This window comes from Streptomyces flavofungini (assembly GCF_014650815.1).
Lineage (GTDB): Bacteria > Actinomycetota > Actinomycetes > Streptomycetales > Streptomycetaceae > Streptomyces > Streptomyces flavofungini.
In genome coordinates this window covers 230,579-247,010 of record NZ_BMVR01000008.1, presented here as the reverse complement: position 1 = coordinate 247,010, position 16,432 = coordinate 230,579, and the positions used below count along the sequence as shown (strand labels likewise).

The window sequence follows — 16,432 nt, the reverse complement described above, 5'->3', positions numbered from 1 at the left end:
CACCGGCCCGGCCCCGTCACCCGCGCGGCCCACACCGCTCCTGAGCGCACAAGGGAACTAGCACCCTCCGCCTGGCGTTGACCAGTAAGGGAGGGTCCACTGAACAGTGGAAGCACCAGCCAGCAGAGGGTTCCCCCGCGCACCACCAGGAGGGCGTACCGTGCACCGCCGGACCAACGGGCTGAAGACCGCCGTACTCCTCGGGGGACTGTCCGCACTCATCATCGTCATCGGCAGCTTCTTCGGGCGTATGGGCCTGATCATCGCGCTCTTCGTAGCGGTCGGTACGAACGCGTACGCGTACTGGAACAGCGACAAGCTGGCCCTGCGCGCGATGCGGGCGCGCCCGGTGAGCGAGTTCGAGGCCCCCGAGCTGTACCGGATGGTGCGCGAGCTCTCCACCCAGGCCCGCCAGCCCATGCCCCGCCTCTACATCTCACCGACCGAGGCGCCGAACGCCTTCGCGACCGGCCGCAACCCGCGCAACGCGGCCGTCTGCTGCACGGACGGCATCCTGCGCATCCTCACCCCGCGCGAGCTGCGCGGCGTCATCGGCCACGAGCTGAGTCATGTCTACAACCGGGACATCCTGATCTCCTCGGTCGCCGGAGCACTCGCCTCGGTCATCATGTTTCTGGTCAACTTCGCCTGGCTGATTCCGATTGGCCGCTCGAACGACAACGACGGGCCCGGCATCTTCGGCATGTTGTTGATCATGCTTCTCGGCCCGCTCGCCGCGTCCATCATCCAGCTCGCCATCAGTCGTTCCAGGGAGTACGAGGCCGACGCGTCCGGCGCGCAGCTCACCGGCGATCCGCTGGCTCTCGCCAGTGCCCTGCGCAAACTCGACGCCGGTACCAAGCAGTTGCCGCTGCCGCCGGAGCCCAGGCTCGAAACGGCGAGCCATATGATGATTGCCAATCCGTTCCGGCCCGGACAGGGCATGTCGAAGCTGTTCTCCACCCACCCGCCGATGGCGGAGCGCATCGCCCGGCTCGAGCAGATGGCAGGTCGTCAACAGTGAAGACAGTTCTGAACGTCATCTGGCTCATCCTGTGCGGCCTGTGGATGTGCTTGTTCTACCTGTTCGCGGGCGTACTGCTGTGCATCACGATCATCGGCATCCCGTTCGGCCTCGCGTCGTTTCGCATCGGCCTGTTCGCGCTGTGGCCCTTCGGCCGCAAGGCGGTCGAGCGCAGGGACGCGGGCGCGCCCTCGCTGATCGGCAACGTCCTGTGGGTGATCCTCGCGGGCTGGTGGCTCGCCCTCGGCCACGTCTTCACCGGCCTGCTGCTCTGCGTCACGATCATCGGCATCCCGCTGGGCCTCGCCAACTTCAAGATGATCCCCATCTCGTTGCTGCCGCTGGGCCGCGAGATCGTGCCCACGGACGAGCCGTTCACGGCGGCTTCGTTCGGCACGTCCGCAGCGGGCGGCCCGCAGGGGCCGCCGCCCGGCGGCCAGGGCTGGTAGGACGCGCCGCCTCCGCCGCCGAGCGGTCGGCGGGGTGCTCGCCGCACCGGTCGGCAGTCGCCCCCGACGGGCTGCGGTCGCCCATGCCCCTCACCGCGGCGCCGCGCCCCCGACCTTCTTCCGTACCCCGTACGCGGCGGCCCCCACGGCCAGCACCGCCGCACCCGTCACCACCGAAGCCCCCGGCAGCGCGAACGCCAGCGTCACACACCCGGCGAGGCCCACCGCGGGCCCCACGCGCGCGCGGAGCGCCGAACCCAGCGTCCACGCGGACGCGTTGGCGATCGCGTAGTACACGAGCACCCCGAACGACGAGAAGCCGACAGCGCCCCGCACATCCACCGTCGCCGCCAGCACGGCGACCACCACGCCCACCGCCAACTCCGCGCGGTGCGGCACCTGGAAGCGCGGATGCACCGCCGCGAACACCCCCGGCAGATGACGGTCCCGAGCCATCGCCAGCGTCGTCCGCGACACCCCGAGGACCAGCGCGAGCAGCGAACCGAGCGCCGCCACCACCGCCCCCACCCGCACCACGGGAACCAGCCCCGGCACCCCCGCCGCCCGCACGGCGTCCGCCAACGGAGCCGAGGCGTCCGCGAGCCCGCCGGGCCCGAGCACCGAAAGGACCGCCACCGCCACGCCCGTGTACACGCACAGCGCGATGCCGAGGGCCGACGGCACCGCCCGCGGAATGGTCCGCGCCGGATCGCGTACCTCCTCGCCGAGCGTCGCCACGCGCGCGTACCCGGCGAAAGCGAAGAACAAGAGCCCCGCCGCCTGCAGCACCCCGCCGAACCCGCCGTCGGAGAGCCCGACCTCGAGGCGCCCCGCGTCCGCGCCCGCCGACCCCAGACAGACGCCGACCACCGCCACGAGCACCGCCAGCACCACGACGACGATCGCCCGGGTCAGCCACAGCGACTTCTGCACGCCCAGGTAGTTCACGGCGGTCAGCACGAGGACGGCGGCCACCGCGACCGCGTGCGCCTGCCCCGGCCACGCGTACGCCCCCACGGTCAGCGCCATGGCCGCGCACGAGGCCGTCTTGCCGACGACGAACGCCCAGCCCGCCAGATACCCCCAGAATTCCCCGAGCCGCTCCCGCCCGTACACATACGTCCCGCCCGACGCCGGATAGCGCGCCGCGAGCCGAGCCGAGGCCACGGCATTGCAGTACGCGACGACGGCGGCGACGCCGAGCCCGATCAGCAGCCCCGAACCGGCCGCGCCCGCCGCGGGCCCGAGCACGGCGAAGACCCCGGCGCCCACCATCGCGCCGAGCCCGATCACGACCGCGTCGAAGACCCCCAGGGTCCGCCGCAGCCCCACCGCCCCAGGAGCACCCTGGGGCCCCACCCGCTGTGTCATGTGCCGCACCCTACTGACACGGGGGAACCGCACGCGCCCCGCGCTACGTCCCTTAGGGCAACAACGCGCGAAAAGGTACGAAGAGCCACACACACGCAGCCACACGCACGCAGCGACACGTACGCAGTCAGACGCACGAAAAGGCAGGTCACCATGGGCATCATCAGCTGGATCGTTCTCGGGCTGCTCGCCGGTGCCACCGCCAAGCTCCTGCTCCCGGGCCGCGACCCGGGCGGCTTCATCGGCACGACGCTGATCGGCGTCGCCGGAGCCTTCGTGGGCGGCTGGATCTCCGCGCGCTTCCTCGACCGCCCGATCGCCGACCACTTCTTCGACGGCGCGACCTGGGCCGCGGCCATCGGCGGCTCCCTCGTCCTCCTGATCGCCTACCGCATCCTCTTCGGCCACTCACGCCGCTGACGAGCGCACGACACAGACTGCAGCCAGCAGCAAGGGCGGGCACCCGATCCGGGTGCCCGCCCTCCGTCGTACTTCAGCAGACCGGCCGGCCCACGAACCAGCCGACCGGCCCACGAACTACCGGTAGTTCACGAACTGCAGCGCGAAGTCGAAGTCCTGACCCTTCAGAAGCGCCTGTACGGCCTGCAGGTCGTCGCGGCTCTTGGAGCTGACGCGCAGCTCCTCGCCCTGGACCTGTGCCTTGACGCCCTTCGGGCCCTCATCGCGAATGATCTTCGCCACCTTCTTCGCGTTCTCCTGGGAGATGCCCTCCTCGATCGAGGCGAAGATCTTGTACTCCTTGCCGGACAGCTGCGGCTCGCCCGCGTCCAGCGCCTTCAGGGAGATGCCACGCTTGATCAGCTTGGACTGGAAGACGTCGAGGATCGCGTTGACCCGGTCCTCCGAGTTGGCCTCCATCAAGATCTTCTCGCCGGACCAGGAGATCGAAGCACCGACGTTCTTGAAGTCGTAGCGCTGCGAGATCTCCTTGCCCGTCTGGTTGAGGGCGTTGTCGACCTCCTGCCGCTCGACCTTCGAGACGATGTCGAAACTGGAGTCGGCCATGTCCTGTGGCTCCTTGTATCGGGGTCTGCGTACTCAGCGGGTACACGGCCTTCTAGTCGCCGACCGCATCCGTAAAGCCTAGCCACTGGCTCCCCGCCGGGTGCCGATCAATCGGGTGGCGAAGCACCCCCGGTCATCAGGTATCGTTTACGTCGTTGCCACGGAGCACCGCGCAGAGCGGCCCCGGGCAGCAAACCCTGGCGGTGTGGCTTCGCCTTCCCAGGTTCGAATCCTGGCGCCGCCACATGAAGGAGACCCTCTCCGTTTGCAGAAATGCAAGCGGAGGGGGTCTTTTCGTTCTGACCTTTCCGGCTCCGGCCTGCTGCGCGAAGGCTCCGGCTCCCGCAGGTCCGGCCCCGACGTGGGCACACTGGGACCTATGTCGTCGTCCAGCTCGTCCCGTCGCAGACACTGCCCCGTGTGCCGTCGTGAAATCGCGGTCGTGGGTGGGAGGTTCGCCCGCCACGATCCGCCGGGGCCGCGCGGTGCCGGGGACCTGGTCTCGTGCCCGGGCTCCCGGCAGCACGCGCAGCTCGGCGCCGCGCAGCCCGCGCTCGACGGGTACGTGGTGCCGGAGTTCCCGGGGCAACTGCCGCTGTTCTGACGCCCGGCAGCGGTGCCGGGAGCTAGTTGCCCGCGACCGACTTCGCCGCCACCGAGACCGGCGTCGAGCCGCTGATGAGTTCCAGGGTCAGGCCCGCCGTCGCCGGGGTCTCCAGGAGCTCCGCGAGCACCGCGGCCACGTCGTCGCGCGGGATCGGGCCGCGGCCGGTCGACGCCTCCAGGCGTACGAGGCCCGTACCGGCGTCGTCCGTCAGCATGCCGGGACGCAGGACCGTCCAGTCCAGGGCGTCGCGGCCGCGTACGTACGCGTCGGCCTCGCCCTTGGCCCGCAGGTAGGCGTCGAAGATGTCGTCGCCGGGGTGGTCGGGGTCCGCGCCCATCGACGACACCACGAGGTACCGGCGGGCCCCGGCCCGCTCCGCGGCGTCCGCGAACAGGACGGCCGCGTCCCGGTCCACGGTGTTCTTGCGGTCCACCCCGCTGCCGGGCCCCGCGCCCGCCGCGAACACGGCCGCGTCCGCGCCCTCCAGGTGCCGGGCGACCTCGTCCACGGACGCCGACTCCAGGTCGCACAGCACCGGTTCGGCGCCCGCGTCCCGGAGGTCGGCCTCGTGCGCGGAGTTGCGGATGAGCCCTGCGGCTTCGTCACCGCGCGCGGCGAGCAGTCGCTCCAGCCGCAGCGCGATCTGACCATGACCTCCAGCGATGACAATGCGCATGCTCCCGACCGTACGGCAGCCCGCACATGATCGCGGCCGGAACGACCCGCAGCGCGGGCCACATGCCGCACGGCCCACCCCTCCGGAGGCGTAGGGGCCACTCGGCGGCGTACGGAGAGCGTGCAGCGCCGAGCGCGGCACCTCAGGAGACGCGTCGCGGCACCCTCAGGAGGCGTATCGCGGCACCCGCATGAGGCGATTCGCGGCACCCTCAGGAGGCGCACCGCAGCACCGCGGAAGGCGCCCCGCCCGGCCCCTCACGAAGCCACCCCGCCCCCCTGCCCCCGCCCCTGCCGAGGCAGGTCGAGCGCCACCGCGGCCGCCGAGTCGCAGTACTCCCGCACCGCGCTGGTCCGCGCCACCACGCGCCCCCGGTGCACCACGATGCGGCTGTACGCCAGGGACAGCGCCCCGGCGAGGGTGTCGCCGCGTACCGCGAGGAGCTCCGCGGGGAACCCCGCCTCCACCCTGACCTCGGGCAGCCCCATCGCCGCCCGCGCCGCCGAACTCACCGCGTCGTAGGCCTCCTCGGGGCGCAGCCCCTGCCGGGACGCGAGGAGGTACGCGGCCTCCAGCGGATCCCCGCGGCCCACCGGGTTCGCCACGTCCCGCAGCGCCCCGCTGCCCGCCGCGACCCGCACCCCGGCGGCCCGCAACAGCCGAATCGGGACCGTCCCGCCGTCCTCCGCCCCCGCGCGCCCCGCCCGTGCCCCGTGCGCCGTGCTCCCGCAGCCGCCCTGCGGCAGGCACACCACCGTCACACCGGCCGCCGCCAACTGCTCCGCGGCCCGCGCGGCCACGTCGGCCGGCAGCCGCCCGAGCCCGCCGCACGGCCCGATCGCCACCCCCGGCCGCAGGCCTCCGGCAGCCGCCGCGAACCGCGCGAGCCGGGCCGGATCCGCGCCGTCCGTATGCAGGTCGACCGCGCAGCCGTGCTCCGCCGCGAGGTCGAGCACCGCCTCCGCGTACCCCGTCGGATCGGGGTCCAGATCGGGACAACCGCCCACTACGGAGGCGCCCATTTTCACCGCGTCCCGCAGCATCGCCATCCCGTCCGCGCCCGCCACCCCGGTCAGCAGCCGCGGCACCGCCACCACCGACAGATCGGCGAGCCCGCGCAGCGAACGCCGCGCCTGCAGCACCGCCTGCAGAGCGTCCAGGCCCTGCACGTCACCGATCCGCACGTGCGAACGCAGCGCCGTCGCCCCGTGCCCGAGCTGCAGCAGGGCCGCCTCGGTGGCGCGCCGCTGCACGTCCTGGACGTCCCCCGGGACCGGGCCCTCCGCGAGCGCGCTGAGCGCCGTGTCGCTGTGCGCGTGCGGCTCGGCCGCCGCGGGCAGCAGGAGATAGCCGCTCAGGTCCAGGCGCCCCGCGTGCGCGGCGAGGCTGCCCGCCGTGCCGACGGCCTCGATACGGCCTTCGCCGAGGCGTACGTCCACGGTCCTGCCGTCCGTCAGCCGCGCCCCGCAGAGCAGCAGCGCGGAGGTTGGCGCGGAAGGTGTCCCGGAGGGCGGTGCGGACGGCGACACCGAAGGCGGCGCGGAAGGTGCCGGAGCCGGGGAGCCCGCAGGGCCCGGGGAGTCGCACGCGTCCCGGGAGTCCTGAGAGCCCGAGCCCCGGAAGTCCTGAGAGTCCTGCGGGTCCCGGGAATCGGGGGAGTCGGGGGAGTCGGGCGAAGAGGGCTGCTGCGGCTGGCTGTCAGGCATCGCGCTCCTGGTGCTCGGGGGCGGCTGCAGGCGGCTCGAGGCGTGCCGGGACGCGACCCGAGGGCGCGCGTGGACGGCGGCCCCTAGGCACGCAAGATCACGCAGCGTGGGTCGAGCCTAGGACGGCGGGGAGCCCGCTTCGCGGAGGAGCGCAATAGTCGTACTGCTGTGGTGCGAGGGCCTGGTGATCCCTGGTGAGGCGGGTGGGACGGCCTTTTTCGGGTCGCTGTCATGCCCCCGGACGGCCCTGGCGAAACGGATTTGGGCGATCGGCGGCCGACCGTGTAATGTCTTCATCGCTCGCCCCAATAGCTCAGTCGGTAGAGCGTCTCCATGGTAAGGAGAAGGTCTGCGGTTCGATTCCGCATTGGGGCTCTGATGTGTGAAGGTTCCTCGCTTCCGGGCGAGGGGCCGAAGCGCATCGCAGCGGTGTAGCTCAGTCGGTAGAGCAAGCGGCTCATAATCGCTGTGTCACCGGTTCAAGTCCGGTCACCGCTACCCTTAGTAGCCGATTGTGGGGTCGGTCCTCCGATCGGCTACTCTTTTATGCGTTCATCCGTCCATCCGTCCGTCAAGGAGCACTCACGTGGCTGCCACAGACGTCCGCCCGAAGATCACGCTGGCCTGCGTGGAGTGCAAGGAGCGGAACTACATCACCAAGAAGAACCGGCGTAACAACCCGGACCGACTGGAGATGAAGAAGCACTGCCCGCGTTGCAACTCGCACACCGCGCACCGCGAAACGCGATAAAAACAGGCTAGTACTTGAGGCCGCCCCCGATCACTGGGGGCGGCCTCGAGGCGTTTCCGGACCCGCCCTGCCGCCGCCCCGGCGTCGGCGCCGTCCACATCCGTACCGAGAACCCAGCTGCCAGGAGGTGCCGAGCCATGGCGCTCGACCAGTCCTTCGTGGGGCGGTCCTACCCGCCCACCGACCCCTATGAGGTCGGCCGCGAGAAGATCCGCGAATTCGCGGTCGCCGTGGGTGACGCCAACCCCGCGTACGCCGACCCGGAAGCCGCCAAGGCGCTCGGCCACCCCGATGTGCTCGCCCCGCCGACCTTTGTGTTCGCGATCACCTTCAAGGCCGCGGGCAAGGTCATCGAGGACCCGCAGCTGGGGCTCGACTACAGCCGAGTCGTGCACGGCGACCAGAAGTTCACGTACACGCGTCCCGTGTACGCGGGCGACCGGCTCACGGTGACGTCGACCATCGAGGCCATCAAGTCCATGGCGGGCAACGACATCCTGGACATCCGCGGCGAGGTCCACGACGCGGCGGGGGAGCACGTCGTGACCGCCTGGACCAAGCTCGTCGCGCGCGCGGCGGAACCCGCCGCAGAAGGGGCGTGACGCCATGACCGCGAAGATCGCATACGACGACGTCGAGGTCGGCACCGAACTCCCGGCCCGGACCTTCCCGGTGACACGCGCCACATTGGTGCAGTACGCGGGTGCCTCCGGGGACTTCAACCCGATCCACTGGAACGAGAAGTTCGCGGTCGAGGTCGGCCTGCCCGACGTCATCGCGCACGGCATGTTCACGATGGCCGAGGCCATCCGCGTCGTGACGGACTGGACGGGTGACCCGGCCGCTGTCGTCGAGTACGGCGTCCGCTTCACCAAGCCCGTCGTCGTCCCGAACGACGACAAGGGCGCCACGATCGAGGTCAGCGCCAAGGTCGCGGCCAAGCTCGACGACCAGCAGGTCCGAGTCGACCTGCTGGCCAAGAGCGGCGACCAGAAGGTGCTCGGCATGTCCCGGGCTGTTGTACGGCTGGCCTGAGCGACGGGGCCGAAAGGCATCAGGTAAGGGGCGTCCGCCATTGCGGGCGCCCCTTACGCGTACCGCTCCCGCCCCTCACCGCCCCTCGCCTCGTCTCATCGCACTTCGTCCCGTCTCACCGCACCTCACCCCGCTTCTCCGCAGCCACCGCTTGACATGGTTAGTGATTGGACACTAACTTAGTCGCATGGTCAGGATGAGCGCAGAGGAGAGGCGCGAGAGCGTCATCCGTGCGGCGATGAGCGAATTCGCCAGCGGTGGGTACTACGGGACGTCGACCGAGGCGATCGCCAAGCGCGTCGGGGTCTCGCAGCCGTATCTCTTCCGGCTCTTCCCGAGCAAGAAGGCGATCTTCCTGGCGGCGTCGGCGCGCTGTCTGGAGGAGACCCGCCAGGTCTTCGAGAAGGCAGGTGAAGGCCTGCACGGCGAGGAGGCCCTGCACGCCATGGCCATCGCGTACTCGCAGCTCATCGCGGACGACCCCGACAAGCTGCGGATGCAACTCCAGACGTACGTCGCCGTGGCGGCCGCCGAGGCCTCCGGGGACCACGAGTTCGGCGAGATGGTGCGCGCCGGATGGATGGAGATCTGGGAGGCCGCGCATCTGCCGCTCGGGGCCGATGCGGACGAGACGACGACGTTCATGGCGTACGGGATGCTGATCAATGTCCTGTCGGCCATGGGATTTCCGCCCGAGCACCGGGTCTGGGAAGGGATGTACCTCTCGGCTCAGCCGCGGGAGCCGTCCGCCTAGGCCTGTCGGGCCCCGGCGCGCCATGTCACCACCCTGTCGGGCCCGCGGGCCCGTCGGGGAGCATTATGCCCGCGAAAGTTAGTCATTAATAACTAACCTGATACTCGCCGTCATGGGGGAGCGATGTCACAGCAGACAGCACACCGCGGGGGGACCGTCTGGGCCCTCGTCATCACCAGCGTCGCCGGATTCATGGCGGCCCTCGACAACCTCGTCGTCACCACCGCGCTGCCCTCCATCCGCAAGGACCTGGGCGGCGCGATAGAAGACCTCGAATGGACCGTGAGCGCCTACACCCTCACCTTCGCCGTGCTGCTGATGTTCGGCGCGGCCCTGGGGGACAGGTTCGGGCGCCGCAAGCTCTTCGGGATCGGCCTCGCGATCTTCACCGGAGCCTCCGCCGCGGCGGCCCTCGCGCCCGGCCTCGACGAGCTGATCGCGGCCCGCGCGGTGCAGGGCGTCGGCGCCGCGATCATGATGCCGCTCACCCTGACGCTGCTCACGGCCGCGGTGCCGGCGGCCAAGCGCGGGATGGCGTACGGGATCTGGGGCGCCGTCAACGGCCTCGCGGTCGCCAGCGGCCCGCTGATCGGCGGCGCGCTCACCGAGCACGTCTCCTGGCAGTGGATCTTCTGGCTGAACGTTCCGCTGGGCCTGGCCCTGCTGCCGCTCGCCCGGATGCGCCTCACGGAGTCGTACGGCACCGGCGCCCGCCTCGACATCGTCGGCACGCTGCTCGCCAGCGGCGGCCTCTTCGGCATCGTGTACGCCCTGATCCGCGGCAACATCGACGGCTGGACCAGCGCGCCCGTCCTGATCGGTCTGGCCGCGGGTGCCGCGCTGCTCGGCGGCTTCGTGCACCACGGCATCCGCAACGAGAACGCGATGCTCCCGATGCGGCTCTTCCGGAGCCGGGCGTTCTCCGCGATCAACGCGGCCAGCCTGCTGATGTTCGTCGGGATGTTCGGCTCGATCTTCCTGCTCAGCCAGTTCCTGCAAGGGGTGCTCGGCTACTCGCCGACCGAGGCGGGCCTGCGGCTGCTGCCCTGGACCGGCATGCCGATGATCGTCGCGCCGATCGCGGGCTACCTCTCCGACCGCATCGGCGGCCGCCCGATCGTCACCGCAGGGCTCGCCCTCCAGGCCATCGGCCTCGGCTGGTTCGCGGTCGTCCTGTCGCCCGACGTGTCGTACGCCGCGCAGCTCCCCGCCCTGATCCTCAGCGGGATCGGCATGGCCCTGTACTTCGCCCCGGCCGCCAGCCTGGTCATGGCCAGCGTCCGGCCCGCCGAGCAGGGCATCGCCTCCGGGGCGAACAACGCGCTGCGGGAGGTGGGCGGGGCGCTCGGTGTCGCGATGCTGGCCTCGGTCTTCACCTCGCAGGGCGGGTACGAGTCGCCGGTGGCGTTCGTGGACGGGCTCGAGCCCGCGCTGTGGGTGGGAGCGGCCGTGGTCGGCGTGGGGGCGGTCGCCGCGGCGGTGCTGCCGCGGCGGCGGGCCGGGGCGGCGGGCGCCCCGGCGGAGGCCCCGGCTGAGGAGCGGGTGCCGGTCTCCGTGTGAACGGGGGGCATGTGGGGGCTGCGCCCCCTGCCCCCCTGTCGGCCCCTCGGGCCTCGTCCCCAAGCGCCGGACCGGCTGAAACCAGCCGGCCCGGCGCTTGCGGGTGAGCGGGTGGCGCGACCGGCGAAGCCGCCCTGCGGCCCGGCGCCGCCATGACCGGGCACGCCCCGCAAGGCCTCGCGGCCGCGCCCGTACCCTTGTGCGTGTGCAGGTACTCCACGATGCCCCCCTCGCCCCGCTGACCACCTTCCGGCTCGGTGGGCCCGCTGCCCGTCTGATCACCGCGACGACCGACGCCGAGGTGGTCGCCGCCGTCCGCGAGGCCGACGACTCCGGGACTCCGCTGCTGATCGTCGGCGGTGGGTCGAACCTGGTCATCGGCGACAAGGGCTTCGACGGCACCGCCCTGCGGATCGCCACCACCGGCTTCGCCCTGGACGGCACGCGGCTCGAGCTCGCCGCCGGTGAGGTCTGGACGGACGCCGTGGCGCGGACCGTCGACGCGGGTCTCGCGGGCATCGAGTGCCTGGCCGGCATCCCCGGCTCCGCGGGCGCGACGCCGATCCAGAACGTGGGCGCGTACGGCCAGGAGGTCTCCTCGACGATCACCGAAGTGATCGCGTACGACCGGAAGGCCCGCGAGACGGTCACCATCGCGAACGCGGACTGCGAGTTCTCGTACCGCCACAGCCGTTTCAAAGCCGCACCCGACCGCTTCGTGGTCCTGCGCGTCCGCTTCCAGTTGGAGGACGCGGGCGGGATGAGCGCCCCGATCGCCTACCCGGAGACGGCCCGTACCCTCGGTGTCGAGGCCGGAGACCGGGTGCCCGCCGCCGTGGCCCGCGAGACCGTCCTGAAGCTGCGCGCGGGCAAAGGCATGGTGCTCGACCCCGAGGACCACGACAGCTGGTCGGCCGGGTCGTTCTTCACCAACCCGATCCTCACGGAAGCGGAGTTCGCCGTCTTCCACGCGCGCGTGGCGGAGCGGCTCGGCCCGGACACCGCCCCGCCCGCGTACCCGGCGGGCGACGGCCACGTGAAGACCTCCGCGGCCTGGCTCATCGACAAGGCCGGCTTCACCAAGGGCTACGGCCAGGGCCCCGCCCGCATCTCCACCAAGCACACCCTGGCCCTCACCAACCGCGGCGGCGCGACCACGGAGGACCTGCTCGCCCTGGCCCGCGAGGTCGTCGCGGGCGTCCGGGACGCGTTCGGCATCACGCTGGTCAACGAGCCGGTGACGGTCGGCGTCAGCCTCTAGGGCCCCGCCCGGCAGCCTCCGGGCCCCCACCCAGCAGCCGCCGGGCCCCGCGCCCGGACCGCCCCGGCCCCGCGCCGGCCCCGCGCCGAGCGCCCCTCACCCCTCCAGCCACTCCCCGATCCCCGCCAGCAGCTTCTCCTGCACATCCGCGGGCGCCGCCGACCCCCGCACCGACTGCCGGGCGAGCTCGGCCAGTTCGGCGTCGTCGAAGCCGTGGTGCCGCCGGGCGATCTCGTACTGCGCGGCCAGGCGCGAGCCGAAGAGCAGCGGGTCGTCGGCGCCCAGCGCCAACGGCACCCCGGCGTCGTACAGCGTCCGCAGGGGTACGTCCTCGGGCTTCTCGTAGACGCCGAGGGCGACGTTGGACGCCGGGCACACCTCGCACGTCACGCCCCGCTCGGCGAGCCGCTTCAGGAGCCGCGGGTCCTCGGCCGCCCGCACGCCGTGTCCGATGCGCCGCGCGTGCAGGTCGTCGAGGCAGTCCCGGACCGACGAGGGCCCGTTCAGCTCGCCGCCGTGCGGGGCCGCGAGCAGGCCGCCCTCGCGGGCGATGGCGAAGGCGCGGTCGAAGTCCCGCGCCATGCCGCGCCGTTCGTCGTTGGAGAGCCCGAAGCCGACGACGCCGCGGTCGGCGAACCGCACCGCGAGCCGGGCCAGCGTGCGGGCGTCCAGGGGGTGCTTCATGCGGTTCGCGGCGACCAGGACGCGCATCCCGAGCCCGGTCTCGCGCGAGGCCGTGTCGACGGCGTCCAGGATGATCTCCAGGGCCGGGATGAGCCCGCCGAGCCGGGGAGCGTACGACGTCGGGTCGACCTGGATCTCCAGCCACCCCGAGCCGTCCCTGATGTCCTCCTCGGCCGCTTCCCGCACCAGGCGCTGGATGTCCTCGGGCTGCCGCAGACAGGACCGCGCCATGTCGTAGAGCCGCTGGAAGCGGAACCAGCCCCGCTCGTCGGTGGCCCGCAGCTTCGGCGGCGTCCCCCCGGTCAGGGCCTCCGGCAGGTGGACCCCGTACTTGTCGGCGAGCTCAAGCAGCGTCGAGGGCCGCATCGACCCGGTGAAGTGCAGGTGCAGATGGGCCTTCGGCAGCTCTCTTACGTCTCGTACGCGCTCCATTCCAGGATCTTGCCGTACGGGTGGGGTGCCCCGGTAGCGGCTTTCCTCATTCGTGGCCTGCCCTGAACAAAGAAACGGACCCCACCGCAGCACGTGCTGCGGCGGGGTCCGATCGGCTGTGCGGACGACTCAGTCGCGCGCTTCCGCCAGCAGCTTCTGGATCCGCGAGACGCCCTCGACCAGGTCCTCGTCACCCAGGGCGTACGAAAGCCGCAGATAGCCCGGCGTCCCGAAGGCCTCGCCCGGTACCACCGCGACCTCGACCTCCTCCAGGACGAGCGCGGCAAGATCGACGGAGTTCTGCGGGCGCTTGCCGCGGATCTCCTTGCCGATCAGCGCCTTCACCGAGGGGTACACGTAGAACGCGCCCTCGGGCTCCGGGCACACCACGCCGTCGATCTCGTTCAGCATCCGCACGATCGTGCGGCGGCGCCGGTCGAAGGCCTCACGCATCTTGTCGACGGCCGTCAGGTCACCGGAGACGGCGGCGACGGCGGCGGCCTGCGCGACGTTGGAGACGTTGGACGTGGCGTGCGACTGGAGGTTCGTCGCGGCCTTCACGACGTCCTTCGGGCCGATGATCCACCCCACGCGCCAGCCGGTCATGGCGTACGTCTTCGCGACGCCGTTGACGACCACGCACTTGTCGCGCAGCTCGGGCAGGAGCGCGGGCAGGGACGTGAACTCCGCGTCTCCGTAGACGAGGTGTTCGTAGATCTCGTCCGTCATCACCCACAGGCCGTGCTCCAGGGCCCAGCGGCCGATGGCCTCCGCGTCCTCGCGGCTGTAGACGGCGCCCGTCGGGTTGGACGGGGACACGAAGAGGACGACCTTCGTGTTCTCCGTGCGCGCGGCCTCCAGCTGCTCCACGGAGACGCGGTAGCCGGTGGTCTCGTCGGCGACGACCGGAACCGGGACGCCGCCCGCGAGGCGGATCGACTCCGGGTACGTCGTCCAGTACGGCGCCGGGACGATGACCTCGTCGCCCGGGTCGAGGATCGCGGCGAACGCCTCGTAGATGGCCTGCTTGCCGCCGTTGGTCACCAGGATCTCGGAGACCTCGGGTTCGTACCCGGAGTCGCGCAGCGTCTTCGCGGCGATCGCGGCCTTCAGCTCGGGCAGACCGCCCGCGGGCGTGTAGCGGTGGTACTTCGGGTTCTTGCAGGCCTCGACGGCCGCTTCGACGATGTAGTCCGGGGTCGGGAAGTCCGGCTCGCCCGCGCCGAAACCGATCACCGGGCGCCCGGCGGCCTTGAGGGCCTTGGCCTTGGCGTCGACGGCGAGGGTCGCGGACTCGGAGATCGCGCCGACTCGGGCGGAGACCCGGCGCTCGGTGGGAGGAGTGACAGCGCTCATGCGCCCATCGTTCCAGACCCGAAACGGCCCCGACACACGGGTTTCCAGGACCGTCCGTTCCGGAGCCGGATCCCATCGTGTTCGACGGGGCGCCCCGGACCACGTACACTCACTGGTCGTTGGCCCTCACCGGCCGCACCTTCCAAGAGCACTCGGTGCACATGGTCGGATGCTGTAGGTTGGGGGAAATCAAAGGGTCGTAGCTCAATTGGTAGAGCACTGGTCTCCAAAACCAGCGGTTGGGGGTTCAAGTCCCTCCGGCCCTGCTACACACACCTTCGCCAGGATGTGTGCGCATGTACGTACCGCAATGCACCGCCGTGCGGCTCAACCGGGCGCGGCACGGCCACGACCCGGAATCAGGTGAGACGAGTGACGGACGCCGTGGGCTCCATCGACATGCCTGATGCCCAGGACGAGGCGCCGGACTCCAAGAAGAAGGCGCGCAAGGGCGGCAAGCGAGGCAAGAAGGGTCCGCTGGCCAGGCTGGCGCTCTTCTACCGACAGATCGTTGCGGAGCTCCGCAAGGTCGTCTGGCCGACGCGCAGCCAGCTCACGACGTACACCACGGTCGTGATCGTCTTCGTAGTCATCATGATCGGTCTTGTGACCGTGATTGACTATGGGTTCAGCCACCTCATCAAGTACATCTTCGGCTAGGCCGAGAGCGAAGGGCGCCGCACCAGGCGCCCCTTTCGCGTGTTCCACCCCCATGTATCCAGGAAGAAGCAGCCACCGTGTCTGACCCGAACCTGAACGACGCCGTTGAGCCTCGCGCAGAGCACGCGGAGTCCGTGGAGGACCAGCTCGACATCGTCGAGGCGGCGGACGCCGAGGACCCGGACCAGGCCGAGGCTGCCGACGTCGCCGCGGGCGAGCCCGCCGAAGAGGCGGCCCTGCACGTCGAGTCCGACGAAGAAGCGGCGGCCGGTGGCATCGACGTCGCCGAGACCGACGAGGACGCCGAAGCGGCCGAGGCCGTCGCGGACGAGGACTCCGACGAGGACGCGTCCGCCGAGGACGCCGCAGCCGACGAGTCCGCCGAGGACGCCGAGGACGCCGAAGAAGAGGTCCCCGCCGAGCCGGTCGACCCCATCGCCGCCCTGCGCGAGGAACTCCGCGGTCTGCCCGGCGAGTGGTACGTCATCCACACCTACGCCGGTTACGAGAACCGTGTGAAGACCAACCTCGAGCAGCGCGCCGTCTCGCTCAACGTCGAGGACTTCATCTTCCAGGCCGAGGTGCCGCAGGAAGAGGTCGCCCAGATCAAGAACGGCGAGCGCAAGACCATCCGTCAGAACAAGCTCCCCGGCTACGTCCTGGTGCGCATGGACCTGACGAACGAGTCCTGGGGCGTTGTCCGCAACACCCCCGGCGTCACCGGCTTCGTCGGCAACGCCTACGACCCGTACCCGCTGACGCTGGACGAGATCGTCAAGATGCTCGCCCCGGAGGCCGAGGAGAAGGCCGCCCGCGAGGCCGCCGAGGCCGAGGGCAAGCCCGCTCCGCAGCGCAAGGTCGAGGTCCAGGTCCTGGACTTCGAGGTCGGCGACTCGGTCACCGTCACCGACGGCCCGTTCGCCACGCTGCAGGCCACGATCAACGAGATCAACGCCGACTCGAAGAAGGTCAAGGGCCTCGTCGAGATCTTCGGCCGCGAGACCCCGGTCGAGCTGAGCTTCGACCAGATCCAGAAGAACTAGCCAGAACCAGCGGAGCTAGCTCGAAGATCTTCGCGCA

The 16,432-nt window shown here is 71.1% G+C and carries 18 protein-coding genes and 4 tRNA genes; 16 read left to right on the top strand and 6 right to left on the bottom strand.

Features of this window, described 5'->3' with window-relative positions; genetic code table 11:
• Positions 1-160 precede the first annotated feature (160 nt).
• Positions 161-1,024 carry a zinc metalloprotease HtpX gene (gene htpX, locus IE274_RS22570; RefSeq protein WP_190117652.1) on the top strand — a complete coding sequence of 288 codons (864 nt, stop codon included), beginning with the start codon at positions 161-163 and terminating at the stop codon, positions 1,022-1,024.
• Positions 1,021-1,473, top strand: coding sequence for a YccF domain-containing protein (locus tag IE274_RS22565; protein ID WP_190117651.1), 453 nt, complete (start codon positions 1,021-1,023; stop codon positions 1,471-1,473). The genes htpX and IE274_RS22565 overlap by 4 nt, the downstream gene beginning before the upstream one ends.
• A 90-nt stretch (positions 1,474-1,563) precedes the next feature.
• On the opposite strand, the gene IE274_RS22560 is transcribed toward IE274_RS22565, so the two are convergent.
• The gene (locus IE274_RS22560; RefSeq protein WP_190117650.1) at positions 1,564-2,844 is read right to left on the bottom strand and encodes an APC family permease; all 1,281 of its coding nucleotides are present in this window, start codon (positions 2,842-2,844) and stop codon (positions 1,564-1,566) included.
• 153 nt (positions 2,845-2,997) lie between these two features.
• On the opposite strand from IE274_RS22560, the gene IE274_RS22555 reads away from it, so the two are divergent.
• Positions 2,998-3,264: a GlsB/YeaQ/YmgE family stress response membrane protein gene (locus IE274_RS22555; RefSeq protein ID WP_030359052.1), complete on the top strand. Its 267-nt coding sequence runs from the start codon at positions 2,998-3,000 to the stop codon at positions 3,262-3,264.
• Between the two features lie 117 nt (positions 3,265-3,381).
• On the opposite strand, the gene IE274_RS22550 is transcribed toward IE274_RS22555, so the two are convergent.
• Positions 3,382-3,870, bottom strand: coding sequence for a YajQ family cyclic di-GMP-binding protein (locus tag IE274_RS22550; RefSeq protein ID WP_190117649.1), 489 nt, complete (start codon positions 3,868-3,870; stop codon positions 3,382-3,384).
• A 114-nt stretch (positions 3,871-3,984) separates the two neighbouring features.
• Between IE274_RS22550 and IE274_RS22545 the strand changes: the two genes are divergently transcribed.
• Both IE274_RS22545 and IE274_RS22540 read left to right on the top strand, forming a co-directional pair.
• Positions 3,985-4,114 (top strand) — tRNA-Cys (locus IE274_RS22545).
• Between the two features lie 135 nt (positions 4,115-4,249).
• Entirely contained in the window at positions 4,250-4,474 is a 225-nt protein-coding gene (locus IE274_RS22540) for a hypothetical protein (protein WP_033263997.1), read from the top strand.
• 22 nt (positions 4,475-4,496) lie between these two features.
• Here IE274_RS22540 and IE274_RS22535 read toward each other — a convergent pair whose 3' ends face one another.
• Together IE274_RS22535 and IE274_RS22530 are read right to left on the bottom strand one after the other, a co-directional pair.
• Positions 4,497-5,153 (bottom strand): SDR family oxidoreductase, encoded by a 657-nt coding sequence (locus IE274_RS22535; RefSeq protein WP_190117648.1) that lies wholly within the window; start codon positions 5,151-5,153, stop codon positions 4,497-4,499.
• 257 nt (positions 5,154-5,410) lie between these two features.
• Positions 5,411-6,859, bottom strand: a complete 1,449-nt coding sequence (locus IE274_RS22530) for an amidohydrolase family protein (RefSeq protein ID WP_229909723.1) — start codon at positions 6,857-6,859, stop codon at positions 5,411-5,413.
• A gap of 302 nt (positions 6,860-7,161) precedes the next feature.
• On the opposite strand from IE274_RS22530, the gene IE274_RS22525 reads away from it, so the two are divergent.
• The 8 genes from IE274_RS22525 (at position 7,162) to IE274_RS22490 (ending at position 12,220) form a co-directional block, all read left to right on the top strand.
• A tRNA-Thr gene (locus tag IE274_RS22525) sits at positions 7,162-7,234 on the top strand.
• A 50-nt stretch (positions 7,235-7,284) separates the two neighbouring features.
• Positions 7,285-7,357 (top strand) — tRNA-Met (locus IE274_RS22520).
• A gap of 88 nt (positions 7,358-7,445) precedes the next feature.
• Positions 7,446-7,610, top strand: coding sequence for a 50S ribosomal protein L33 (gene rpmG, locus IE274_RS22515; protein WP_003956487.1), 165 nt, complete (start codon positions 7,446-7,448; stop codon positions 7,608-7,610).
• 137 nt (positions 7,611-7,747) lie between these two features.
• Positions 7,748-8,212 (top strand): MaoC family dehydratase N-terminal domain-containing protein, encoded by a 465-nt coding sequence (locus IE274_RS22510; RefSeq protein WP_190117647.1) that lies wholly within the window; start codon positions 7,748-7,750, stop codon positions 8,210-8,212.
• A gap of 4 nt (positions 8,213-8,216) precedes the next feature.
• The gene (locus IE274_RS22505; protein ID WP_190117646.1) at positions 8,217-8,645 is read left to right on the top strand and encodes a MaoC family dehydratase; all 429 of its coding nucleotides are present in this window, start codon (positions 8,217-8,219) and stop codon (positions 8,643-8,645) included.
• A gap of 187 nt (positions 8,646-8,832) precedes the next feature.
• Positions 8,833-9,399 carry a TetR/AcrR family transcriptional regulator gene (locus IE274_RS22500; protein ID WP_190117645.1) on the top strand — a complete coding sequence of 189 codons (567 nt, stop codon included), beginning with the start codon at positions 8,833-8,835 and terminating at the stop codon, positions 9,397-9,399.
• 123 nt (positions 9,400-9,522) lie between these two features.
• Positions 9,523-10,959, top strand: a complete 1,437-nt coding sequence (locus IE274_RS22495; RefSeq protein WP_190117644.1) for an MFS transporter — start codon at positions 9,523-9,525, stop codon at positions 10,957-10,959.
• Positions 10,960-11,158: 199 nt separating this feature from the next.
• On the top strand, positions 11,159-12,220 hold the full coding sequence (locus IE274_RS22490) for a UDP-N-acetylmuramate dehydrogenase (RefSeq protein ID WP_268255582.1): 1,062 nt from the start codon (positions 11,159-11,161) through the stop codon (positions 12,218-12,220).
• A gap of 96 nt (positions 12,221-12,316) precedes the next feature.
• Here the strand turns inward: IE274_RS22490 and IE274_RS22485 are convergent, their stop codons facing one another.
• Together IE274_RS22485 and IE274_RS22480 are read right to left on the bottom strand one after the other, a co-directional pair.
• On the bottom strand, positions 12,317-13,336 hold the full coding sequence (locus tag IE274_RS22485) for an adenosine deaminase (protein WP_190117642.1): 1,020 nt from the start codon (positions 13,334-13,336) through the stop codon (positions 12,317-12,319).
• Between the two features lie 129 nt (positions 13,337-13,465).
• Positions 13,466-14,692 carry a pyridoxal phosphate-dependent aminotransferase gene (locus IE274_RS22480; protein ID WP_190117641.1) on the bottom strand — a complete coding sequence of 409 codons (1,227 nt, stop codon included), beginning with the start codon at positions 14,690-14,692 and terminating at the stop codon, positions 13,466-13,468.
• A gap of 193 nt (positions 14,693-14,885) precedes the next feature.
• Between IE274_RS22480 and IE274_RS22475 the strand changes: the two genes are divergently transcribed.
• From IE274_RS22475 to nusG, 3 genes are all read left to right on the top strand, one after another.
• A tRNA-Trp gene (locus IE274_RS22475) sits at positions 14,886-14,958 on the top strand.
• Positions 14,959-15,064: 106 nt separating this feature from the next.
• A complete protein-coding gene (gene secE, locus IE274_RS22470; protein ID WP_190117808.1) occupies positions 15,065-15,352 on the top strand; it encodes a preprotein translocase subunit SecE in 288 nt (95 codons plus the stop codon).
• Between the two features lie 77 nt (positions 15,353-15,429).
• Positions 15,430-16,395, top strand: a complete 966-nt coding sequence (gene nusG, locus IE274_RS22465; RefSeq protein ID WP_190117640.1) for a transcription termination/antitermination protein NusG — start codon at positions 15,430-15,432, stop codon at positions 16,393-16,395.
• Positions 16,396-16,432 lie beyond the last annotated feature (37 nt).